The 16,458-nt window shown below is 58.4% G+C and carries 13 protein-coding genes and 1 pseudogene; 6 read left to right on the top strand and 8 right to left on the bottom strand.

Going from position 1 to position 16,458, the window contains the following annotated elements:
* Positions 1 to 131: 131 nt before the first annotated feature.
* From ABH945_RS35155 to ABH945_RS35145, 3 genes are read right to left on the bottom strand one after another with little or no spacing between them, the layout of a single operon-like run.
* Positions 132 to 2,360, bottom strand: a complete 2,229-nt coding sequence (locus ABH945_RS35155; RefSeq protein WP_429253728.1) for an ATP-binding protein — start codon at positions 2,358 to 2,360, stop codon at positions 132 to 134.
* Entirely contained in the window at positions 2,314 to 3,792 is a 1,479-nt protein-coding gene (locus ABH945_RS35150; protein ID WP_429253764.1) for a CheR family methyltransferase, read from the bottom strand. Before ABH945_RS35150 ends, ABH945_RS35155 begins: the two co-directional genes overlap by 47 nt.
* A 50-nt stretch (positions 3,793 to 3,842) precedes the next feature.
* On the bottom strand, positions 3,843 to 4,097 hold the full coding sequence (locus ABH945_RS35145) for a chemotaxis protein CheB (RefSeq protein ID WP_429253727.1): 255 nt from the start codon (positions 4,095 to 4,097) through the stop codon (positions 3,843 to 3,845).
* Positions 4,098 to 4,299: 202 nt separating this feature from the next.
* Here ABH945_RS35145 and ABH945_RS35140 point away from each other — a divergent pair, with 202 nt between their 5' ends.
* Complete coding sequence (locus tag ABH945_RS35140; protein WP_429253726.1) at positions 4,300 to 5,019, top strand: Crp/Fnr family transcriptional regulator; 720 nt, start codon at positions 4,300 to 4,302, stop codon at positions 5,017 to 5,019.
* Between the two features lie 63 nt (positions 5,020 to 5,082).
* Here the strand turns inward: ABH945_RS35140 and ABH945_RS35135 are convergent.
* Positions 5,083 to 6,264 (bottom strand): annotated as a pseudogene (locus ABH945_RS35135) (DesA family fatty acid desaturase); the annotation flags it as partial.
* A gap of 309 nt (positions 6,265 to 6,573) precedes the next feature.
* On the opposite strand from ABH945_RS35135, the gene ABH945_RS35130 reads away from it, so the two are divergent.
* From ABH945_RS35130 to ABH945_RS35110, 5 genes are all read left to right on the top strand, one after another.
* Positions 6,574 to 7,743 (top strand): zinc-dependent alcohol dehydrogenase, encoded by a 1,170-nt coding sequence (locus ABH945_RS35130; protein WP_429253725.1) that lies wholly within the window; start codon positions 6,574 to 6,576, stop codon positions 7,741 to 7,743.
* A 51-nt stretch (positions 7,744 to 7,794) separates the two neighbouring features.
* Positions 7,795 to 9,138: a chemotaxis protein CheB gene (locus ABH945_RS35125; RefSeq protein WP_429253724.1), complete on the top strand. Its 1,344-nt coding sequence runs from the start codon at positions 7,795 to 7,797 to the stop codon at positions 9,136 to 9,138.
* A gap of 327 nt (positions 9,139 to 9,465) precedes the next feature.
* Positions 9,466 to 10,164 carry a hypothetical protein gene (locus ABH945_RS35120; protein WP_429253723.1) on the top strand — a complete coding sequence of 233 codons (699 nt, stop codon included), beginning with the start codon at positions 9,466 to 9,468 and terminating at the stop codon, positions 10,162 to 10,164.
* 272 nt (positions 10,165 to 10,436) lie between these two features.
* A complete protein-coding gene (locus ABH945_RS35115; protein ID WP_429253722.1) occupies positions 10,437 to 11,312 on the top strand; it encodes a manganese catalase family protein in 876 nt (291 codons plus the stop codon).
* Positions 11,313 to 11,431: 119 nt separating this feature from the next.
* Entirely contained in the window at positions 11,432 to 11,926 is a 495-nt protein-coding gene (locus ABH945_RS35110) for a ferritin-like domain-containing protein (protein WP_429253721.1), read from the top strand.
* A 112-nt stretch (positions 11,927 to 12,038) separates the two neighbouring features.
* Here ABH945_RS35110 and ABH945_RS35105 read toward each other — a convergent pair whose 3' ends face one another.
* The 4 genes from ABH945_RS35105 to ABH945_RS35090 form a co-directional block, all read right to left on the bottom strand.
* A complete protein-coding gene (locus ABH945_RS35105; protein WP_429253720.1) occupies positions 12,039 to 12,611 on the bottom strand; it encodes a hypothetical protein in 573 nt (190 codons plus the stop codon).
* A gap of 123 nt (positions 12,612 to 12,734) precedes the next feature.
* Positions 12,735 to 13,571, bottom strand: coding sequence for a glycosyltransferase family 2 protein (locus ABH945_RS35100; RefSeq protein WP_429253719.1), 837 nt, complete (start codon positions 13,569 to 13,571; stop codon positions 12,735 to 12,737).
* Between the two features lie 3 nt (positions 13,572 to 13,574).
* Positions 13,575 to 14,648 (bottom strand): hypothetical protein, encoded by a 1,074-nt coding sequence (locus ABH945_RS35095; RefSeq protein WP_429253718.1) that lies wholly within the window; start codon positions 14,646 to 14,648, stop codon positions 13,575 to 13,577.
* Positions 14,614 to 15,705, bottom strand: coding sequence for a glycosyltransferase family 4 protein (locus ABH945_RS35090; protein WP_429253717.1), 1,092 nt, complete (start codon positions 15,703 to 15,705; stop codon positions 14,614 to 14,616). Before ABH945_RS35090 ends, ABH945_RS35095 begins: the two co-directional genes overlap by 35 nt.
* Between the last annotated feature and the right edge of the window lie 753 nt (positions 15,706 to 16,458).

The following is a 16,458-nucleotide window of genomic DNA, read 5'->3' as shown; positions in this document are numbered from 1 at the left end:
AGTACTGTGCAGTAAAAAGGTTGTACATCGGCTTCTCCCGTTCAGCCATACGAAGCGATGGCCGAAGCGGCTGTCGTTCATCCAACGTTTCGCATGAGACATGCCTGATATGGGTTCGAGGTCGCCCGGAATCAGATGGGCTTGCTGTGCGTCCGAAGTAACTCGCGCAGGGCGTCGAAGTCAACAGGCTTGGTAAGGTGATGGTCAAAGCCCGCTTGTGCGGTCCTGAGCCGGTCGGCAGGCATACCGTAGCCGGTCACGGCAATCAGGATTACCTCACGTGTCGCCGTAGACTCACGCAGCCGTCTGGCCACCTCGAAGCCGTCCATACCGACGAGTCCCACGTCCGAGAGCACAAAATCGGGCACTGACTTTGCGGCCGCATCAAGGCCGGTCGCGCCGTCGAAACACGTTTCGACCTCGTGCCCTTCGTTCATCAGAAGCATGGCAAGCGCCTCGGCGGCATCTGCGTTGTCGTCGATGATGAGGATCCGCTGCGGGGTGGGTATGCCGCAAGGCGGCTGCCCTCCGGTGTATTCCGCCGGCAAGGCGTCAGGATCGAGCGGCAGATCGACAATAAACTCGCTCCCGTTTCTGCCATCGCTCAGCGCGCGCACCGAACCGCCATGCAGCTCGACCAGCCGACGCACCACGGAGAGACCGACGCCCAGACCACTCAGCCGCTGATTGTCCGCCCCCGCACCCTGCGCGAACATATCGAAAAGGCTGTTGAGCATTGAGGGAGGAATTCCCTGTCCATTGTCTTTGACGCGAAGCAACAGGCGCCCGGCGGTTTTGGCGCCGTGCACGTGTATTGTTCCGCCGGGAGCAGTGTACTTCGCGGCGTTGATCACGATGTTTTCGACAACCTGCGACAGACGGGTCGCATCGGCATTCAGCCAGATGGGCTCTTCGGGAAGCGAGACGGATAACGTGTGACCGCGCTCGGTCACTATTGGCTGACACACTTCGAGCGCGTTCTGGACAATCGCTGTCAGCACAACAGGCTGCCGTTTCAATTCGATGCTGCCACTGGTTATCCTGGCGATGTCCAGCATGTCATTGACAAGACTCGTCATTGCGCGGGCCTGTCGCCGGATCACGCCTGCGGCCCATTCCTTCTGCTTCTCCTCCGCGCCGCGCGAGCTGAGCAAGGTGCTGGCGGAAGCCAGCGCAGCCAGCGGATTGCGCAATTCATGGCCAAGCATGGCAAGGAATTCATTTTTTCGCCTGTCCGCCACCGCAAGCTGCTCTGCGCGTTCACGCAGTTGGGTATTACTTACGCTGCGATTGACGAGTTTGCGCTCGGTGGACGCTACCGCGGCTGGTTTTCCCTTGTCGTCCGACAACACCGACAACGTCAGCCATATATCCAGCACGCGGCCGTCTTTGGTCACGCGCTGGGTTTCGTACGAATGGAGCGCCTGATTCTGTTCAGCCTGGCGGATAAAGTCGAGATGATCCTGTCTCGCACCGCGTGGCACCAGATCGGAGACCGACATCTGCAGCGCTTCAGTTTCGCTGTACCCGTACATCGTGCTTGCGGCCCGGTTCCACGCACGCAGGTGGCCGTTGAGGTCGAACACGGTTACTGCGTCGTTTGAATCCTGAACGACTGCGGCAAGGCGCCGTGCGCGCCCATCCGAAAGCTTGATGTGCGTAATGTCGGTCCAGGTCACCACCACGCCGGCGGCAGGCGTTCCGCGCATCGCGACAAAAGGCGTCAACCGGCGCACGTACCATTGGTTGTCGGCCGTTTCGATTTCCTCTTCAACCTGCCCGTCCTGATTCGCCAACACCCGCCCGATCTCAGTCGACAATGCGTGGCCAAGCGGATTACCGAGTACTTCGCCGATTTTCCGGCCAAGGTCCGCGTGGGCCAGGCCCAGCATGTCCGCCGCCTTGGGCGTAAAGCGTCTGATGAAGCCGTCCCTGTCAACGAGCAACGTAGCGATGTCGGTGCTGGCAAGCAGGTTGGTCAGGTCCTCGCTGAGCGCCGCCATCTGGCGCACTTTCTCCTCGAGCTGCGCATTTACGCTATTCAACTGCTCGTTGACTGCCTGCAACTCCTCCTTCGAGGTTTCGAGTTCTTCATTCGCCGAGCGCAACTCCTCGTTCATGGAGAGTATTTCTTCGTTCGACACCCGCAACTCGCTGTTGCTTTCTTCAAGCTCCTCGATCGTTTGGCCGAGTTCCGTTTGCGTCGTGCGCAGTTCGCTCTCGAGATGCCAGAGGTCCGAATCGATACCGGACGGTGCGTTCGGCATGGGCCGATCAGCGGCTGCAAGACGGGCGAAAATGACCAGCAACGCTTTACCGGCGTGGGCCGTATCGAACGGGCGCGTGACCGTTATTTTCACAGCAGGGGCTCCGCCATCGGCGACGACCTCGCTGACGGGACAGGCGGCGTGATCCTGGGTCGCCCGGCGCAGAACGATTCGAAGCTTTAGGCGCAGGCCCTCGCGTGCCATGTCGAGAAGGTTCCCCGGTGGGCTCGCCCACCGGTTGAGTCAGATATTCGTCCGTCGATCCGCTTACGTACAGCACCTGATGCGCGGGATTGATCAGTACCGATGCCGCGTGGTGCTCCCCGAGCAGCGTGGCGTTCACCAGTTCCGCGTAGCCCTTGCTGCGCGCGCCCACCCGGCTCATCGGCGGAAAATCTTCGCGCCGGTTCATTCTTGCGGAAAAGCGGTAGCTCGCCGGTGCGCTTGTTGACGCCGGGCTGCGCTCGTAGATGCGCCAGGCCCTCGACACCTCCTCAAACTGGGTCGAATCGGGATCGGTACTTTCCGAGCGTCCGAGGAACAGAAAGCGCTTTGGATTGAGCGCAAAGTGGAACAGCTCGAACACGCGCTGCTGTGCTTCGGGCTCCAGATAAATCAGCAGATTGCGGCAACTGATCAGGTCGACGCGCGAAAACGGCGGATCGGCGATCAGATTCTGTGGAGTGAACAACACGCTTTCGCGGAGTTCCTGGCGAACCTGGAAGCCGTCGATGTGCGGCGAAAAGAACCGCTCGAGCCGCGATTCACCCAAAGGCAGCGCGACACTACTCGAATAAATGCCCTGTCGCGCGCGTCCCAGTGCGATCCGGTTCACATCGGAGGCGAGAATCATGAACGTTCGCGCCGACCGGTGCTTCTCGATCTCTTCGCTCAGCAGCATGGCCATCGAGTAGGCCTCTTCGCCGGTCGCGCACCCCGGAATCCACACCCGAATAGGCTGATCGCGGTCCGGTTCGTCGAGGAGGATGCGCAAAACCCGGTCAGTCAGGGCCTCCCACGCGCCGGCGTCGCGAAAAAATTCGGTCACGCCGATCATCATGTCGAGGCTGAGCGCCTGAGCTTCGTCCGCCGACGTTCTCAGAAGATCGCAATACGCGGGCAGGCTGTCTAGCCGGTTGACCGCCATGCGGCGAGCAATCCGGCGTTGCAGGGTCCCGCGTTTGTAGCCGCGGAAATCCGATCCCGCCGCCGAAAGCGCCCTGAGCACAGGTTCAAGGTCGATCGCGGGCGACGCGTCGCCGATAGCCTGAGACGTGCTGGCCATTGCCCGTCCGATGTACTCGAACAGCGCCGCAGGCATTTCCTCCACCGGCAGCACGAAGTCCACCAGCCCCGTCGCAATTGCGTGAGCGGGCATGGCGCGGTGTTCGGCAGACTCCGGCGTCTGCGCCATGACCATGCCTCCCTCTGCCTTGATCGCCCGCGCCCCCGCCGAGCCGTCCGCATTCGCCCCCGTGAGTACGATGCCGACCGCGCGATCACGATAATTGCTCGCGAGCGACATGAAGAACGTATCGATCGGCATGGGGATTGCTGGACGAGCGATAACCGGGCTTAGCCGGAAGACACCTGTTCGATCACGACCGTTGCTGCCGGCGGAATCACGTAGACATGTCCCGCACGCGGCGCAATCCCGTCCTCGACGGCTGATACGGGCAGCGGCGTATCATGGGCAAGCAACGCCGGCAGATGACTCTCGAAGTCCGGGGCCAGATGAACGAGGATCACGTACGCGACGTTATCCGGCGCCGAAGAAGCGGCCCGGAAGAACCTGCGCAACGCGTCAAGGGCGCCTGCAGAGGCACCCATCGCAACGATTCGAAGAGTCAAATGCGCCCCCACGCAGTCAGGATGGAAGTGGATCTTTGAGGGCTAACTCCACCCTTAAGCGGAGCGCCAGTGTAACGTTTATTGCGTCACGGTTACGACACCACGTCAGCATTTCAGCCTGAAAGGTGATCGAACCATCGGGCACGCGGGCCGAGTTGCCGTCCATATCAGGGTAGGCGCCATGTTGCAGGAAGATCACCGCAACGCAAATCATCTCCTTGGCGTGCTGGCGGACCCGGAATGGGCACGCCTGTCACCACATCTGATACCCGCGGATCTCGCACTCGGCGAAGTTATCTACGAAGCGGGCAGCCGTCTTGCCTACGTTTATTTCCCTGCCACGGCCATCGTTTCCCTCCTGTACGTGATGGAAAACGGCGCGTCGGCCGAAGTAGCTCTCGTCGGTAATGAAGGACTGGTCGGCATCGCCCTGTTCATGGGCGGCAATACGATGCCTGACCGGGCAGTCGTGCAAAGCGCTGGACGCGCGTTCCTGCTCGACGCGGAAGTCCTGAAGGAAGAGTTCCAGCGCGGCGGCGCAGTGCAGCGACTTCTATTGCGCTACACCCAGGCGTTGATTATCCAGATGGCGCAAACCGCGGCATGTAACAGACACCATTCAATCGACCAGCAACTATGCCGTTGGTTGCTCTTCAGCCTCGACCGGCTCGATACGAATCAGTTGACGATGACCCAGGAACTGATCGCCAACATGCTCGGCGTGCGGCGAGCTGGTGTAACCGAGGCGGCCTTGCGATTGCAGGACGCCGGTCTGATCCGCTACAGCTACGGCCGGATCGAGGTCCTCGACCGCATCGGACTCGAACAACGTGTGTGCGAGTGTTATCACGTTGTCAGGCGGGAATGCGAAAGGCTGCTGCCCGATCTCACCGCAAGGTAAAGCACCGCATTTACACATCCTGCCGCATGCATATGGCGACGCGCAATCGACTGGCCGCCAGGCATACTGACGCAGGCGCAGCGCGAACTCCCTGACCGGCGTGCTGCCACTGTTCTCAGCGCGAATACACCAATCCTGGAACTGCCCAAGCAGTTCCTCGCGCGACCGGGTCGAGCGAATCCACATTGCAGCTAGCGTCGCGTGCAAATCGAGGTACAGGAGTGGCCCGCAATCGTGCGACGTCAAGGGCGGCAGCGCCTGCTCCGGTACCCCTCTGTCGAGCGTCCGCAAGCGGTATTTCACAGCACGCAGCCGCCGCGATTTTTCGCCAGCGCTCAGCTGGTTTATTCCTGCAAGATCCTGCCTGTAAGCCTGGTCGACTGCGCGCGCGTATCGACCCATCACCTCGTGTCGATTGGATAACACAGCTTGCAGCGTGTCTTCGTCGACCGTCTTTCTGCCTTTCACCCATTGCGGTTTAGGTGCACGTTTCCGTACTGTTGCGAGGTGAAACATGCAAAGTATGGAGATGTACATCCACCCGATGTCGAATTCGAACCATCTACTGGACAACTTCGCGGACGTTGCAAACGCGTGGTGGTTATTGTGCAGTTCTTCGCCCCCGATCACGATGCCCAGCGGAAAGATATTACTGCTCGCGTCGGGCGATCCAAAGTTGCGATAGCCGGTGAAATGTCCGGCACCGTTCACGACACCGCCGGCCCAGAAGGGTATCCACAGCATCTGGATCGCCCAGATGGAGGCGCCGGGAGCGCCGAACAGCGCGACATCTGCAACCAGCAGCAGGCTTATCCCGAGATCCGGGTAGCGCGCGTAGAGATTGCGCTCCATCCAGTCGTCCGGCGTGCCATACCCGAACCTGCGCAGCGTCTCTTCGTTCTTTATCTCCGCGCGGTACAGCTCGGCGCCATGCAGCAACACCTTCCAGATGCCACGCATTTGCGGGCTATGCGGATCTTCAGGCGTCTCGCACTTTGCGTGGTGCTTGCGATGGATTGCGGTCCATGGTCCTGTCACGATCCCTGTCGTCATCCATAGCCAGAAACGAAAAAAATGGCTGACAGACCGGTGCAAAGTCAGTGCCCTATGTGCCTGGCAACGATGTAGATAAACCGTCACGCAAATGATGGTGGCATGAGTGAGAATGGCAGTCGCCAGCAGGCTTTCCCACCACTTCAGGCGCAGTACTCCCTGACCGATAAAAACAATCCATGAATCAGGCATGGCGACCTTTTCAACGTCGTTAGGACAGGCGAATAACGCAACCCTGGAGTGTGTGTTTCAACGCTCGACGCCGGCTACGGTCTCCAAGTGGATCGGTAACGGCTTACTCACCCCAAGATTGTGGGACAACCTCCTATCACAGGATGGGTCCATGTCCGGCAAAAGTCGGTACGGTTGCGTACCGGATCTTGAACGTCACGCAAATGTTCAATCATCGTCGACAGCGGGAATAGCGGTTGCTCGAAGAACAGGCCACCTTGACGTGCACCCGATCGTGCGTGTCGGAACTCAACCTTCTGGAGACCCTTAATGAGAGCATTACGTTGGCACGGCAAGCACGACATCCGCTGCGACACGGTCCCCGATCCGATTATCGAAGAGGGGCGCGACGCGATCATCAAGGTCTCCACATGCGCCATCTGCGGTTCGGATCTGCACCTGTTCGACGGCTTCATGCCGACAATGGAAAGCGGCGACATCATGGGCCACGAATTTATGGGCGAAGTAGTTGAGGTCGGCAAGGACAACAAGGCGTTGAGTGTCGGAGACCGCGTCGTTATACCGTTCACGATATTCTGCGGTGAGTGCGACCAGTGTAGGCGAGGCAACTTTTCTGTTTGCGAACGTAGTAATCGCAATAAAGAAAAGGCGGACAAGGTGTTTGGTCATGCCACGTCTGGACTATTCGGCTACTCGCACTTAACGGGTGGGTATCCCGGCGGACAGGCCGAATACGTGCGCGTTCCTATGGCCGACACGACTCATGTAAAGATTCCGGACGGCCTCACCGACGAGCAGGTTCTTTTCCTTGGCGACATCTTCCCGACTGGGTGGCAGGCCGCTGTGAACTGCGACATTCAGCCAGACGATACCGTCGCCATCTGGGGCGCGGGGCCAGTCGGTCAGATGGCAATTCGCAGCGCGGTGTTGCTCGGCGCCAGGCAGGTGGTCGTGATCGACCGCGTCCCGGAACGTCTTGCCATGGCTCGAGAGGGTGGCGCGATCACAATCAATTTCGATGAAGAAAGCGTTCTCGACCGCCTTAAGGAACTCACGAAGGGAAAAGGTCCGGAAAAATGTATCGATGCTGTCGGGATGGAGTCGCACGCCACGCGTTCCGTCGACGCCATGTATGACCGCGTCAAACAGGCCGTCATGCTGGAAACAGACCGCCCGCACGTTTTGCGCGAGATGATCTACGTGTGCCGACCCGCCGGCATCCTGTCCGTGCCGGGCGTCTACGGCGGACTCATCGACAAGATTCCATTCGGTGCGTCGATGAATAAGGGACTCACGTGGAAGATGGGCCAGACCCACGTTAAACGCTGGACAGACGACCTCTTGCGTCGCATCCAGGAAGGACAGATCGACCCTTCCTTCGTCATTACGCATACGGTCTCGTTCGAAGAAGGGCCGGGCATGTACAAAACGTTTCGGGACAAAGAGGACGGCTGTATCAAAGTCGTGCTCAAGCCATGAGGGCATTACGCGTGTTTGCGCGAGTCACCATGCGCCGCTTGCCGAAGTCGAATGTTTCGTCGATTCTGCGGGGAGCGCTTTGCTCTGCCGTTCCTGAGCGAAGCTCGTGGCCACTTCAACACTCGCGATTTACCCCACGATCGCGGCATGGCGCTTGCGCAAGATATATGTGGCGTTCGTGAAAATTCTGAGGGGCATGAATTTGGCTCGATCACGCGGGCTTCTTACGCCAAAAGACGGAAACTTCGGCTACTGACAGCACCGTTCTATTGCCGACGCCATCGCGCAACAAAGCCGCACGCGGCTTCCGAAACATTGGTTGCCAGGAGAGAGCACCGCATCTACGCCATGTCAGTATCGACCATCGACTCTACTATTCCAGGCGACGACGCTCTGAACATCGTTGTGATCGGCGCATCGGCCGGTGGCGTCGACGCGCTTACCACGCTGTTCCGTCATATTCCGGACGATATCTGTGCGGCCTTTCTGGTGGTGCTTCACATTCCACCTCACACGCTCAGTTCCCTGCACCGTATTCTCTCGACGGTAACCCCCTTGCGAGTCTTGCCGGCAACGACAAGCATGGCTCTCGAGATGAAAACCGTTTACGTGGGCGTGGCCGACCGCCATATCATGCTTGAACCCGCTGGGATACGTGTTACTCGGGGTCCTAAGGAGTGCCGGGCAAGGCCGGCGATCGACGTCCTGTTCCGCTCCGCTGCGCAGGCCTATGGCGCGAGGGTTATCGGCGTGATTCTCTCCGGCGCGCTGGACGACGGAACGGCAGGCTTATGGGCTGTAAAAGATCGTGGCGGGATGGCAATGGTCCAGACCCCGTCGGACGCCATGCATGCCTCCATGCCGGAAAGCGCCATTGAACACGTGACGGTGGACTTTGTGGGCTCTCTGGAATCGCTTGCGAAAGAGATCGCACGATGCGTCGGTACTCCCGTCGCGTCTCATGCAATTCCGGTCGCGGAGGGTCTCGCCATAGAAAACCTAATTTCAGCAAGTGGAGATGGCTTGGCTGCTGGCGTGATGGGACTCGGCAAGGTATCCCGTTATACGTGCCCTGATTGTCACGGTGTGCTGGTGCAGATCGAGGAAGGTTCGGTAACAAGGTTCAGGTGTCATACGGGGCACGCCTTTTCTATCAAGACGCTTATTGCAGAAATCAATGCCGCCATTGATTCAGGGCTTTGGAACACGTTAAGAGCAATCGAAGAGAGAGTTATGTTACTGCGTCAGATTGCGACGCTCGCGGGGCAATCCGGGTCGCCGCTGGAAATGCTAAGTTGTCAGCGTCAGGCAAACGAGGCCGAGAGACGCCTCCGGCCATTGCGCGAACTCTTGCTCGACGCAAATTTCTTTGGTCACGACCCGGCCCGACCGTGATACGGAGATGTCCCCTCCGTTCGCGCCGGTATGTCATTTTTTACCAAATCGGGTTGAGCGTCTCGGTTCGCTTCTGCTACGAGGTGATGTACCGAAGTGTGGTCGCGCCGCCTGCCTCGTGTGTGTGAGGGAGGTGCAATGTACTCAACTGTGGTGACTGCGCGGTCAGCCTCACTCATTTATCGGCGCCTGCTTGTCTTATCTAATGTTTTTAGCCTCTGATCCACTCGGGCGGCACGTTGGGAATGCTCGTTGCGCGCCAAGTTAGCGTCAGAGCCACTCAAGCGGGACAACTCGCTTCGGCTTCCCAACTAATGGAGAATTCACATGCGCCTGCTAACCACTCAAGACGGTCTTCCGCGAATTTCGTGGGGTTCCGTCATTGCCGGAGTCATCCTTTCACTAATTGCCTATCTGGTGCTGACCGTACTCGGCACCGCCATTGGGGCGTCGGTGCTCTCGCCCTTCATGCAGCCAGGTTCCTCACGAAGTTTCGCTTTCGGCTCCGGCGCCTACATGATCGTGATGACCGTCGTAGCCGTCTTCGTCGGTTCATATTTTGCTGGTCGCTGCGCACCAGTGCTCGGATGGCTGCATGGTCTCCTCGCCTGGGCCGTGATGATCATTGTGATGGCGTATGGCGCGACATCTCTGGTGGGAAGTGCTGTTAGTGCAGCGGGCAGTGTTGCAGCGACCGGCGCAACCGCGACGGCTGCGGCGGCCCCTTCCGCTGCCAGTGGAACGATGCTGAACTCGCTCAAGGCGCAGGTTCAGGGCGCCGTCGCTTCGGCGGCCGCGCAGGCATCGAGCCCTCAGGCAGAAGCCGACGCCCGTCAGATGGCGGATACGGCAGCACGCGGTGTTGCACGCGCCTCCTGGTTCTCATTTGCTGCGCTTGTGGTCGGCGCGATTATCGCGCTCGTTTCGGGTAACGCAGGCTTTCGCCACCAGCCGCCGTTCGAAGATGCAGGCGGGAGCGCACGGGGGGATCTCACCATTGACAGTCGGGGCCGTACTGCCCATTGAGACGATATCGCGTGAAGCCGGAGGTACCTTCATGAAAGCGCACGAACAAAAAGCAGAGTGACTCACGTCACACCGATTAACACCCGCAGCATTCTGCTGCGACCACGCCAGAGCCTTAGCGCTTTGAGATCTGGGCGCCTCGATCATGAGGTGTGCCGAGTCATCGGATTCGACACCGCTCAGCGATTCACCGCCGGTCGGTACAAGTCATACACGTTCAATGTTGGGCGTGTCTTGTGCGACGGCGCAACCTGAGTTCAAAGGAAAACTATATGTTCATTCACAACAAGCGACTCCAGTACACCGTGCGGGTAGCCGCGCCCAATCCAGGTTTGGCAAACCTGCTTCTTGAACAGTTTGGCGGCCCTCAGGGCGAGCTTGGCGCAGCCTGCCGCTATTTCACGCAGGCAGTTGGCGAGGATGACCCAGGTCGTAAAGATCTGCTGTTCGACATTGCGACCGAAGAGTTGAGCCACCTCGAAATTATCGGTTCTATCATTGCGATGCTGAATAAAGGCGCAAAAGGCCAGCTAGCCGAGGCGGTTGAAAGCGAGGCCGAGCTTTATCGTTCGATGACGGGCGGTGGCAACGATTCGCACACGACTTCGCTGCTTTTCGGTGGAGGCCCCGCGTTGATCAATTCTGCTGGCGTACCGTGGACAGCCGCCTACGTCGACACGATTGGCGAGCCCACTGCCGATTTGCGTTCGAATATCGCAGCGGAAGCGCGCGCCAAAATCGTCTACGAGCGGTTAATCAACGTGACCGATGATGCCGGGATTCGCGACACACTCGGCTTTCTGATGACTCGGGAAATTGCGCATCAGAAATCGTTTGAAAAAGCACTTCACTCAATACAGCCCAATTTTCCGCAAGGAAAGCTGCCGGGCAATCCGGACTTCACGAGCGTCTACTACAACATGTCTCAGGGAGACGAAGGGCAAACTCGCGGGCCGTGGAATGAAGGCCCGGAGTGGACGTTCGTGGAAGATCCCCAACCGGCAGTTGATGGTGGTGACGGCCTGGCGACAGTCAATGTCAATGCCGCCGATGTGGACGCGTTGCAGGCAATGGCTGCCCGCACCGCGTCTGACGCCGGTAGCGACCCGGTTACCGGCGCCGACCTCGGCGCCGGTCAGCCTGCCTGATCGCGCGAGTTAAGTGTGCAAGCCCCCCGCGCCTATGTGCATCGAATCTGATCAGGTAAGGATTTCAGGCAACCTGACGCGAGGGGCACTACGTATTCAATTTATCAAAGGAATTTATCATGGCCTCAGAAACGCTAAAAGATCTGTTTATACATTCGCTGTCGGACGTCTATAGCGCAGAGAAACAGCTCACCAAGGCGCTGCCGAAAATGGCACGCGCCGCAACGAATGCGAACCTCAAGGCAATCTTCGAGAGTCATCTCGAAGAAACGCGTGGTCAGATCCTGCGTATCGATCAGGTTGTGGAATCATGCGGGATCAAGCTGATGCGAATCAAATGCGCTGCAATGGAAGGTCTCGTCGAGGAGAGCCAGGAACTTGTCGACGAAATCGAGAAAGGCGCCGTGCTGGATGCGGGCCTCATCGGCGCTGCACAAAAGGTCGAGCATTACGAAATTGCGACTTATGGGACACTCGCCGCACTCGCAAAGAAGCTTGGCGAGAAGGATGCAATGAAGCTCCTGCTGGAAACACTCGAAGAAGAGAAGGCGGCCGATCTGAAACTCACAAAGCTAGCGGATGAGGAAGTCACCGAGGAAGCTGCTGCAGCCTGAAACTTGCCTAACTCGAACGGGCGTCCGCGACTCTCGTTCGGCTGGTTACGGTCGCGCGTTGTGCTCTTTAACACGCGCGGCCTTGGTTGCTGATGCATGAAACGAAAACGCTTCACTGCGCTCTGGCTGCTGGTTGACGCGCCTTGGTCGGGTCAAAGTCTGCCCAGCGGCCTTGTTGCCAGAGGCCTGACGCGTGCTCAATGTCCATTGCTTCACACGACTCCAGTGCTTCAATGACGGCATCTGCACTTTTTTGCTCTGTGTGTATCGCGATCATGACGCCCGATTGCCGGGCGTTTTCGAAGTTGTCCAACGATGTTTGCGAATGCTGTCGCGATGTTTTGGTGTGGGACATGGCTCCCGACAGCGATCCCACATAGGCACCGACTGCCGTCGCAATGGCAATGGTCACCCAGGGTGCGTGTAATCCGACGAGGATACCCACGCCGATGCTTGCTCCCACTACCGCTCCGATCAGAACTCCCTTTCCCGCTCCTTTCGGTGCCTGCTTCGATCCGGGATCGTCGATTGCATCTCCACCGATCGGCGTTCGCGCATGCTGCCCGTGATCCGTTACATAAATGATCGAAACATCTTCCTTCGTAATACCTTTTGCGTGCAGCTTGACGGAGGCGCTTTCCGCTTTTTCGAAGGTATTGAATCTCGCAGCGATGATGAGTGACATGGATTATCCCAGGTTTGCGTCGGCCTGAAGCGAAAAAGGATTTCGTGGTCAGCCAACGTACAACACCGCGCATGATTCGGGCCTGAGCCGGTGTTTCGCTTTTTTTACCGATGCAGTGGGCATTCAACTGGTCACGGAGGAGAGGCACGCCAGAATCTCCTCGTCGGTCGGGACGCGCAGCACAGCCAGTCTTGCCCTATCGATCCGCAAATAGCCCGCAGCGGCAAACTCTGCGAGCCAACCGCCCATCGGCCACTCGCCCCACACCTCATAAAACCGCTCTGAGTTCGCGACGATGCTCGCGAAATGATTGAGTGGCGGAGAGAAGGTCGGATGGTATTGATGAAACGCAAGTGCAGACACTGCTTGAACCGGTACGCTTGATCGTCTGGCCCGAAAAGCAAAATCGGTATCTTCTCCACCGTAGCCGACATACCTCGCGTCAAAGCCGCTAATTGATTCGAAAGTCCGTCTGCTGCAAGCGAAGTTCAACGACCAGAATAGCTGGTACGGAATGTCATCGTCGGGACGGCGCCCCTTCTGAACGTGGTGCAAGCTGCCCAAACGGTCGAGCTGCTCTTCCGACCAGCCGTCCCGTACTGCTCCGGCAGGCAGATAACTGACCGCGCCCTGGAGCAGAACAGGCTCTTTTGCGCGTAATCGATCTCTATATCGCTCGACAAGCTGGCGAGAAGGAATGCAGTCGACATCCAGAAATATCAGGTTGTCTCCCAACGCCCGTTCGACCGCAGCGTTGCGAGCCGACGCGAGAGGTAACCTGTCGTTCACATCGCGCACGACATGACTGATGACCGGAAAGCGATAACCGGACCATTGCTCCGGCTCTTCATTCATCTGAACGATGATCAGGGCATCGGGCAAGACCGTCGAGCGTTCGAGTCCTCGAATGAGGTTCTCGAGATGCGGGCGACGGCCATGCACAAGCGTGAGAACTTCCATCTATTAAGTCTCCTGCAATGTGCCGGCCGCGATTCGCATGATCGCAGCGGCTGCACGTTTAGCGCCCAGTCCGTCGGCGGCAACTGCCCAACGATCTGGATCGAGCTGCAGCGCTCTCTTCAGGATGCCCGGCCATTGTTCGGCCTCGGGCCAATCCATGCAGCAGATCGCCAACCCGGCGGACTCGAGAATTTTCCCCGCCGACTGCTGCTCACCAAATGGCCGTACCTCCGGGATGCAGACGAGCCGGCCTCTCAGTTCCGCGACTTCGCCCACCACACCATCTCCCGCAGATCCGATCACCACCGTAGCGTCGTGCAGCCATTCATCCGGATTGCTGACGACCCCTACGAAGCTCAGATTGCGAGGCAGGTCGACCACGCCAATTGGCTGGACGGGTCCAACGACTGTCCACTCCCAGTCAGTACAGACATGCGCGGCCGCAATGATTCTGTCCGCACGAAAGTCCGTTCCACCGAAGCCTGTCAGCACGGTGACCGTTGCACGCGACGGCTCCTTTATAAATTCACGGCGGCGATATCGCGAGATAAAGCCCGCGTAATCGGTCTTTGACCGCAAATGCGCCGGAGCCGTCGGCTCTTCGAGTTCCCAAGGATACGGGGCGAGCAGGCCAGCGGCGCTTTCGTAAGCGAGTTGATGGGCCATATCGAGCCGCGTTCCGCGTTGCCGTACGTATATCACCGGTATGCTGCACAAGCGGGCCAGCGCAGCAACTTCGACTGAGACGTCGACAACCAGTACACACGGCCAGTTCGCGTCGAACCAGTCGACCAGAATTCGCGAGCGTTCTCTTATTCCCCCGACTCCTAACGGCGCGTAGTGAAAATGCGCAAACGAATCGGCTACGATTCCTTCTTCATGATCGGCGGGAAGATGGCAATTGCGCACGCCTTCCGGCGAGGTTTCGACAGGCAGATTGCTGCCGAATAGTGTCACCGTTACCGGTAATTCCGCAGCGACAGCGAGCGCGCGCCGCGCATGGCCGCGACCGTGATGATGCACGTAGTATCCAATCGACAGCTTATGCATCGACGCACGCTTTAATGGAGATTTCATCCAGCAGAGTTTCATATCGGGACGTCATCAGATCGAGGCTCCACAGCTTTTCTGCTCTCGAACGACAAGCGTGCCGGTTGAGCATACGAGAACGGACGAGCGCCGCAGCCAATTCGGCCACGTTCCCCGGTTCGACAAGAATCCCGGTTTCAGCCGTGACCAGCTCCGGCAACGCGCCTCGCGCAAAGGCGACGACGGGAGTGCCGCAAGCAAAGGACTCCGCCACAACCAGGCCGAACGGCTCGTCCCAGCAGGGCGTGACCACACATACCGCTGATTCGCCGATTTCTTCGACGATTGTGTTCCTGTCGAGATGTCCAAGATAGGTCGCGCGGGGCCCCAAACGCGGGGCGATTTCACGCTCGAAGTACGGCCGGTCTTCACACCGCCCGGCAATCCGGATCGTCGTGCCTGCGTCGCGTGCAGCATCCAGTGCCAGATGCGCGCCTTTGTCGGGTACGAGACGTCCATACCAGAACGCATGGTCATTGATGTGTCCGGACGCGGGGCACCAGAAATCGAGGTCGATGCCATTCGGGATCACCGCACACTGAGGAACGAGATCCGACCACGCGGATGCGTTCGCCTGTGAAACCGTGGTGTAGAAACCACCTTCCCGTTTTTGTCTTGCCGCGATCGCGTTGATCAATTCAAAAAAAGGTGGTGTGTGCAGGATCGTCAGCAATGGCGTTGAAATAAGACCGGCCATTGTGACTGGCACATAGTGCAGGGAACTGTTCAGGATCACGTCGAAGTGGTAACCGTCGATTCGCTGCATACAATACATGTAGGCTTGATGTTCTGCAATGAACCCGGAACTCAGAATATCGTGATCGTGTCTTTTCGCATCGCTTCTGATGCCGGAGCTGATGTCCATCCGCTCGACCCTCAATTCAGGAGCGGAGCCTCCCGCTGCAAACAGGGTCACGTCATGCCCGCGGGCTCGCAATCGGCTGGTGATGTCGTAGGTGAACGCCTCAAGCCCACCAGCGAATGGTTCGATGATCGGATATCTGATATGCGTCAGGACGCCGATTTTAAGTAGCCTGGATGGCATAGCTCGCATTCCTATAAAAATTTGGCAAGCTGATTAATTCGGCAGTCTGCGTGAGTGCGTACAAGGGTCATTTCTCGAGCCCGCCTGCTCTCCAAGCTTCGATGGGCGACCGCCGCGTGCCTCGCAAATCGCCCCTAATTACGAGTTCTGAAATTTTCCCGAGATGAGAATAAGCTAGCTATTCTCAATACGAATCAGCGGTGAATCGCGCTTTCCCCACAAAGGTGCCAAAAGCGAATTCGATCATTACCGTCAGAGAAAAAGCGGGTGAGAAATCGGTAAATGCTGCGATAAGCACGCGGCCGGCCGTGAAGCCGTACCTGTCTTTTGTTAGAGCACACACTGTGTTTTGTTCGAGCACACACTGTGCCCGTTAAAGGGATATTGCTCTCGCTTCGCTAAATAGTTACGCGGCAAGGAAAGTTGCAAGCATCGATTGCACTGAGTTCATGCGCGTGGACGGCCGATTGTCGCTGCAGAACGGTCGCTCATCAGGCGTTACGGCGAAGGGCCGTTATGGGTCACTGTCCACTGCTCGAATATCGCTCTTGCGAATTTAAGTCTGCTAAACCTCCCGAAATGCCTTGTAATAGTTGTAATTAGGCATAGTATCGGGCGGTGCCATGGCCCTTGCCAAGGTGCGTGTGTTAACGGCCGCAGCTGACGCTGCGGTTTTTTTTTACGCCAGTGATTCCCGCCTCAGTCCCACGCTCCCGGCGGGTCAACGAGGGATGACCGCATCAGGCGGAGACC

Origin of the sequence: Paraburkholderia sp. GAS333, assembly GCF_050435665.1 — a bacterium.
Classification (GTDB): Bacteria; Pseudomonadota; Gammaproteobacteria; order Burkholderiales; family Burkholderiaceae; genus Paraburkholderia; species Paraburkholderia fungorum_A.
The sequence above is the reverse complement of the archived record's forward strand: the minus strand, read 5'-3'. Positions and strand labels throughout refer to the sequence as shown.